General features: G+C 72.8%; 7 protein-coding genes. 4 read left to right on the forward strand and 3 right to left on the reverse strand.

The genetic code is table 11. The features are described from left to right. Window positions 1-27 precede the first annotated feature (27 nt). Window positions 28-1,500, forward strand: coding sequence for an APC family permease (locus ACIQ9P_RS36430; protein ID WP_402365973.1), 1,473 nt, complete (start codon window positions 28-30; stop codon window positions 1,498-1,500). 95 nt (window positions 1,501-1,595) lie between these two features. Beyond that, complete coding sequence (locus ACIQ9P_RS36435) at window positions 1,596-2,558, forward strand: ROK family protein (protein WP_402365975.1); 963 nt, start codon at window positions 1,596-1,598, stop codon at window positions 2,556-2,558. A gap of 12 nt (window positions 2,559-2,570) precedes the next feature. Here the strand turns inward: ACIQ9P_RS36435 and ACIQ9P_RS36440 are convergent, their stop codons facing one another. The 3 genes from ACIQ9P_RS36440 to ACIQ9P_RS36450 form a co-directional block, all read right to left on the reverse strand. Beyond that, window positions 2,571-3,101, reverse strand: a complete 531-nt coding sequence (locus ACIQ9P_RS36440; protein WP_402365977.1) for a GNAT family N-acetyltransferase — start codon at window positions 3,099-3,101, stop codon at window positions 2,571-2,573. Between the two features lie 87 nt (window positions 3,102-3,188). Further along, window positions 3,189-3,554: a DoxX family protein gene (locus tag ACIQ9P_RS36445; RefSeq protein ID WP_402365979.1), complete on the reverse strand. Its 366-nt coding sequence runs from the start codon at window positions 3,552-3,554 to the stop codon at window positions 3,189-3,191. Then, window positions 3,551-4,120 carry a cupin domain-containing protein gene (locus ACIQ9P_RS36450; protein ID WP_402365980.1) on the reverse strand — a complete coding sequence of 190 codons (570 nt, stop codon included), beginning with the start codon at window positions 4,118-4,120 and terminating at the stop codon, window positions 3,551-3,553. Before ACIQ9P_RS36450 ends, ACIQ9P_RS36445 begins: the two co-directional genes overlap by 4 nt. An 82-nt stretch (window positions 4,121-4,202) precedes the next feature. On the opposite strand from ACIQ9P_RS36450, the gene ACIQ9P_RS36455 reads away from it, so the two are divergent. Together ACIQ9P_RS36455 and ACIQ9P_RS36460 are read left to right on the forward strand one after the other, a co-directional pair. After that, a complete protein-coding gene (locus ACIQ9P_RS36455; RefSeq protein WP_402365982.1) occupies window positions 4,203-5,054 on the forward strand; it encodes a LysR family transcriptional regulator in 852 nt (283 codons plus the stop codon). Window positions 5,055-5,404: 350 nt separating this feature from the next. Beyond that, window positions 5,405-6,169 (forward strand): hypothetical protein, encoded by a 765-nt coding sequence (locus ACIQ9P_RS36460; RefSeq protein WP_402365984.1) that lies wholly within the window; start codon window positions 5,405-5,407, stop codon window positions 6,167-6,169. Window positions 6,170-6,385: the final 216 nt, after the last annotated feature.

The raw sequence follows: 6,385 nt of genomic DNA on the forward strand, positions 1-6,385 counted from the left end.
CCCCCTTCCCGCTCCGCCCCCCACCTCATGGAGCCACCCGTGTCCGCAGGCTTCACCCGAAGAATCGGTCTCTTCCAGGCCACCACGATCAATATGAGCCAGATGTGCGGGATCGGCCCGTTCGTCACCATCCCGCTGATGGTCGGTGCCTTCGGCGGTCCGCAGGCCGTCGTGGGCTGGATCGCGGGCGCGCTGCTCGCGCTGGCCGACGGCCTGGTCTGGGCCGAACTCGGCGCCTCGCTCCCCGGCGCCGGCGGCACCTACGTCTACCTGCGCGAAGCGTTCCAGTACCGCAGCGGGCGGCTGATGCCGTTCCTGTTCGTCTGGACGGCGATGCTCTTCATCCCGCTGATCATGTCGACCGGCGTCCAGGGCCTGGTGCAGTACCTCTCCTACCTGTGGCCGGGCATGACGACCGGACAGGGCGACATCGTCGGTGTCGCGGTCCTCGCCCTGGTGGTGCTGCTGCTGTGGCGCAAGGTCGAGAACATCGGCCGGGCCACCGTGGTGCTCTGGGGCGTGATGATCGTCTCGGTCGGCGCGGTCATCCTCGCCTCCTTCACGGACTTCCACCCGTCGATGGCCTTCACCTGGCCCGCCCACGCGATCGAGCTGACCCACGGCCAGTTCTGGATCGGCTTCGCCGCCGGTCTGACCATCGGGATCTACGACTACCTCGGCTACAACACCGCCTCCTACCTCGGGGCCGAGATCAAGAACCCGGGCCGGGTCATGCCGCGCGCCATCATCCTCTCGATCGTCGCCATCATGGGCATCTACCTGCTGATGCAGATCGGCGTCCTCGGTGTGATCCCCTGGCAGGACATGCTCGACCCCGACAGTGTCGCGTCGAAATCGGTCGCCTCCGCCGTACTGGAACAGACCTGGGGCAAGGGCGCCGCCGACACGGTGACCGTCCTCATCCTGATCACCGCCTTCGCCTCCGTCTGCGCCGGCCTGCTCGGCGGCTCCCGGGTCCCCTACGACGCGGCCCGCGACGGAATGTTCTTCCGGGCCTTCGGCAGACTCCACCCCGAGCACGGGTTCCCGGTCGTCGGCCTGCTCTCCATGGGCGCGATCACCGCCGGCGGCTTCCTGTTCGCCCGGCACATCGGCAACGTCGCCGCGCACCCGCCGCTGACCGTCCTGATCACCCTGCTCACCAGCGTCATGGTGATCGTGCAGGCGCTCGCCCAGATCGCCGCCGTCATCGTGCTCCGCAAGCGGCAGCCCACCCTCGCCCGCCCCTACCGGATGCTGCTGTACCCGCTGCCGGCCGTCGTCGCCGCGATCGGCTGGACGGTCATCTACGGGTACGCGGACAAGGCCAACCCCGGTGTCCACCCGGTCGAATGGTCGCTGGCCTGGGTCGCCCTCGGCTGCGTCGCCTACCTGATCTGGTCCAAGGCCGAGGGCGCCTGGCCGTTCGGCCCCAAGGAGATCCGCGAGGAGTTCCTGGAGGCCCAGGCCGCCGAGGCCGAGGCCGCACGGATCGGCTGACCGCCGGACCGTTCACCCCCCGACCGCCGTCCGGCGGGCGGGTGGCGCCGCACCGCCGCCCGCCCGCCGTCCGGCCACCACCCGAGGACCACTTCTTGACCACGGACCCCGCCGCCACCCGCCCGCACCCCCGCCCCGACGGCGCCGTCATCGGCATCGACTTCGGCGGCACCAAGACCGAGGTCGCGCTCGCCGACGCGACCGGCACCCTCGTGCGGCGGATCCGCTTCGCCACCCGGCCCGAGCAGGGGCCCGACCAGGTCCTCGCCCGCGCCGCCGCGGCGGCCCGCGAACTCACCGAGCACGCCCGCGCCGGACTCGGCCTGCCGGTGCTCGCCCACGCCGCGGTCAGTCCCGGCGTCATCCAGCCGGACCGGATCCTGCTCACCCCGAACCTGCCGGGCTGGGAGAACCTCGCCCTCGCCGACCGCCTGGCGCTCGAACTCGGCGTCGACAGCGTCGCGATGGCCAACGACGTGCGCGCCGGCGCCCTCGCCGAGCTGCGCCGCGGCGCCCTGCGCGACGCCGACCCCGGCGTCTACCTGAGCCTCGGCACCGGTGTCTCCGCCGCGCTCACCGTCGGCGGGCGGGTGCTCGCGGGTGCGCACCAGGCGTCCGGCGAGATCGCCTACCTGGACCCGGGCCACCCGGCCGGCGCGCCCGCCCCGGGATTCGCCGACGGCCGCGCGCCGTTGGAGGAACTCGTCGGCGGGAAGGCCCTCGCCGAGCGCAGCGCGGATGCCTTCGGCGAGGAGCTCACCGCCGGCCGGCTGTTCACCAGCGAGCACCCGGCGGCCCGGTGGATCGCCCGCCAGGCCCTGGACGTCCTCGCGACGGCCGTCGCCAACATCGCGGTACTGGTCGACCCGGAGCGGGTCGTGGTCGGGGGCGGCATGATGGCCGCCGAGGCGGTGATCCTGCCCGCGCTCGCCGGGCGCCTGGCCCGCGCCGTGCCCTTCCCTCCGGCCGTTCTCCCGGCCCGCTTCACCTCGGACGCCTCCCTGCACGGCGCGATCACCCTGGCCCTGGACCACCTCCGGGTCCCCGCCGCCCATTGAGGCCGGTCCGGGTCAGGCGTCACCGGGCCCGGACCCGGGCACGCCGGACCCGGACCCGGGCCCGGTGACGCCGAGGGGGTCGGTCCGGGGGTCGGTCCGGGGCGGCGGGCATCGGAAGAAGAGCTCGGGATCGTCCTCGTCCAACCCGTGCAGCATCCCGACCGCGCGCCAGCCCTCCCGCTGCAGCAACCGCTGCATCGGCAGGTTCGAGACGTTCGTCGAGGTGAACAGCTTCGGAGCGGTGCAGGCCGCCCCGGCGGCTCCGAGCAGGAGCGCTCCGACACCGCGTCGGCGGGCGCCGTCCGCGACCATCAGCATCGTCACGAAGCCCTGCTCGAAGAAGGTGTACTCCAGCACGCCGTACCCCAGCGGCCCCGAGGAGCCCTCGGCCACCAGGACGAGCCCCTGCTCGCACCAACGGCGGACCGCCGCGCGCCGGGCTTCGTCACCCGCCGCCGCCACCGAGTCGACGGCGGCGATCGCGGCCCACTCGGAGGGCTCGGCGACACGTACCAGGATCCTGCCGGGGTTCTGGATGTCCATGGACGCATCGTCCCAGGGCCGACCGGTCGCCCGGGGCGGGGACCCCGGGGTCCGGCCCCGGGCTCGTTCCCGGGCTCGCCCCCCGGTTCAGCCCCAGGCCGCGGCCGAGAGCGGGACGGTGACCGCCGCCGCGAGCAGGAGCGTGAGGTTGAGGGCGATCCGCCGGTCGCCCCGGCTCAGGTGGACGCCGGACGCGGCCAGTTGCAGCAGCACCAGGCCGACCGCCGCCGCGACCGCCGACGCCGGGGCGACGCCGGTCAGCGGCGGCAGGACGAGCCCGGCCGCGCCGAACAGCTCGGCCGCCCCGATGGCCCGGACGACGGGCATCGGTGTGCTGTCCACCCAGGCCATCATCGGCAGCAGCTGTTCCCGGCTGCGGACGGCCTTCAGCGCACCCGAGTACAGGTAGAACAGCGCGAGCACGGCGGCGGGCACCCAGTAGGCGACGGTCACGAGGGCCTCCGGTCGGAGGCATCGGAGGCATCGGAGGTGTCGGAGGTGTCGGCGGACGCGTCGGCGTCAGTGCCCCTGCCCGCGTGCGCGGCTGTGGGCGTGGTCGCGGGTGTGGTCGCGTAGCGGTCCATCAGCCGGAGCTGCGCATCGCGGGCCACCGTGCCGCCGTCCGCGTGGAGGTCCCGCAGCTCCCGGAAGTACTGGACGTACGGGTCGGGGGTGAAGGTGCTGAGCATGACGGCCGGTTCGTCGGCCACGTTGGCGAAGGTGTGCGGGGCGCCCGGCGGGACCACGAGCAGGGTGCCGGCGGTCACGTCGTGCACCTCCTCGCCGACGGTGAACCGCACCGTGCCGGACAGGATGTAGAAGCCCTCGTCGTGCTGGGCGTGGCGGTGCTGGGGCGGCCCCGGGGTGTGCGGGGCGAGGACGGACTCGGCGATCCCCAGGCGGTGCCCGGTGGTGCTGCCGTCCTCCAGGATCCGCATCCGGGTGCTGCCCAGGAGGACGGTCTCACCCTCGCCCGGTCGGACCACGGACACGGCTGGGGTGTTCGGTTGTTCGGTCATGGCTCGATTCCACCGCCGGAGCGGGGTACCCGTCCAAGACCCGTTCGGTGGCGGCCGATACCGTGCGGGTATCGTTGCGGGTATGGAGCTGCGGACACTGCGCTACTTCGTCGCGGTCGGCGAGGAACTCCACTTCGGCCGGGCCGCCGCCCGACTGCACATGAGCCAGCCGCCGCTGAGCCGTGCGATCCGGCAGTTGGAGACCGAGCTCGGGGCCGTCCTGCTGAACCGCTCGGCCACCGGCACCACGCTCACCCCGGCCGGGGAGACCCTGCTGACGGAGGCGCGGGACCTGTTGGACCGGGCGGAGCGGACCCGGGCCCGGGTCACCGCGGCCGCCGGGCCGGCGTCGCTGACCGTCGGCATCCTGGCCGACAGCTCCGACCTGGGGGTGAACCGGCTGGCCGCCGCCTACCGGCGGAGGTTCCCCGAGGTCGAGGTCCGCGTCCGCGAGACCGACCTGACCGACCCGACCTGCGGACTGCGGGCGGGCCTGGTCGACGTCGCCCTGACCCGCGGGCCCTTCGAGGAGACCGGCCTGGTCGTGCGCGAGCTGCGGGCCGACCCGGTGGGCGCGGTGCTGCGCGCCGAGGATCCTCTGGCCGGCCGCGCGCGGCTGCGGCTGGCCGACCTCGCCGAGCGGCGGTGGTTCCAGTTCCCGGAGGGCACCGATCCGCTCTGGCAGGCGTACTGGAACGGTGGTGAACGCCGACAGGGTCCGGTGGTCCGCGCCGTCCAGGAGTGCCGGCACGCGGTGCTCTGGAACGGCACGGTCGGGATGGCCCCGCTCGGACACGAGCCACCCGCCGGACTGGCCCTCGTACCGGTGGCCGACATGCCGCCGAGTCGGGTGGTGGCGGCCTGGAACACTGGCGACCCGAATCCCCTGGTCCGCTCCTTCGTCCGTACCGCCGCGGCCGCGTACGGGGCCTGACGGTCCGTCTAAGGATCCATGGGGCACGCCGGGTGGAGGCGGGGGTTCGGCGGCGGACCTGAGTTCCGGTTCCCGGATTGTTGAATTCCGCAATGCCGGTGAACCGGTGACGGATCGTCATGTCTTCGGCGCGGAAGGTTCCGGGCCGAACTGGCTGCCGATAAAGGGCTTCCAAAGAAGATGTGACATGTGCCATGGTACTGATCACCGCTCCCCACCGGTCACGACGGAGCCCCATCAAGCACTGTCGTTCTTTGGTCCTCACCCCCACCGGTCGCGTCCCCAGCGCGACCGATCCAAGGCCCGGAGGCCCCCACGTGAGAACCGCACCACTGTCACACCTTCGGCAGTTGGCAAGACTCTTGACGCTCGCGCTCTCCCTGGTCCTGACGATCGGCCTGTTCGCCCCACTCGGGCAGGCCGCACCCGTCACCGCGGCCCCCGGAACCGTGCCGCCGGCCGCGCGGGAGGCCGCAGGAGCCCACACGGCTCCCTCCGGAGAGCTCCCGCCGCCCGGTGTGGAGAAGGTCCGGAAGTCCGAGGATCCCGCCGCGGTACCCGCCGAGCACAACGGGGACATCGCGTCGGCCGACATCGAGCCCCGCAACGACTTCGCCCCCTGGGCCGTCCAGCAGTCGGCGGCCAAGGCGTCCGGCCTGGGCGCGGCCGCCGGTGACGGGTCGGCCGAAGCCGTGGCGTGCAACCCGACCGACTTCGGGCGGACGGGCGCGGATCTCATCAGGCTCATCAAGTCCGTGGACATGACCTGCGTCGACAGCCTGTTCCTTGCCGAGGGCAACTGGGCAGCCCTCGCCGCCACCCTCGCCCAAGCCGAAGCCGCCGGTCACGACCCGACCACCCTGCTCACCAACGCCGCCGCACGACGCGAACTCGCCACCGTCGACTCACCCGCCGCCGTCCTCACCTGGCGCATCCGCCGCGACGCGGGTCTCCCTGCTCACGCACTGGCCGCCATCCCGGACGAACTGCGCACCTGCGCAGCCCTGTTCAGGAGCACCACCAGCCGCACGACCGTCCCCGTGGTGACCGCGACCGCCCAGTCGGAGAGGCCGCCGATACCTCCCGTGCCCGGCGTGAACCGCCGCGGTCGGTAATTGATACCGGGATGGGGCGGGTGCAGAGGCCGTCCTGCACCCGCCCCATCAGCGCAACATGGCGAGCCTGTCGGTCAGGCGACAAGCCAGACGCTCGGCCTGCCGCAGGTGCTGGCCTCGTTAGGTGCTGTTGAGGATTGGGATCATGTGGTTGAGGTCAGGAGCTTCAACCACATGATCGATCCGCGAAGGTGTAGGCCAGCCGCGTAGCTTTCC

The sequence above is a fragment of the Kitasatospora sp. NPDC094019 genome (assembly GCF_044764505.1).
In the GTDB taxonomy this organism is placed as follows: Bacteria; Actinomycetota; Actinomycetes; order Streptomycetales; family Streptomycetaceae; genus Kitasatospora.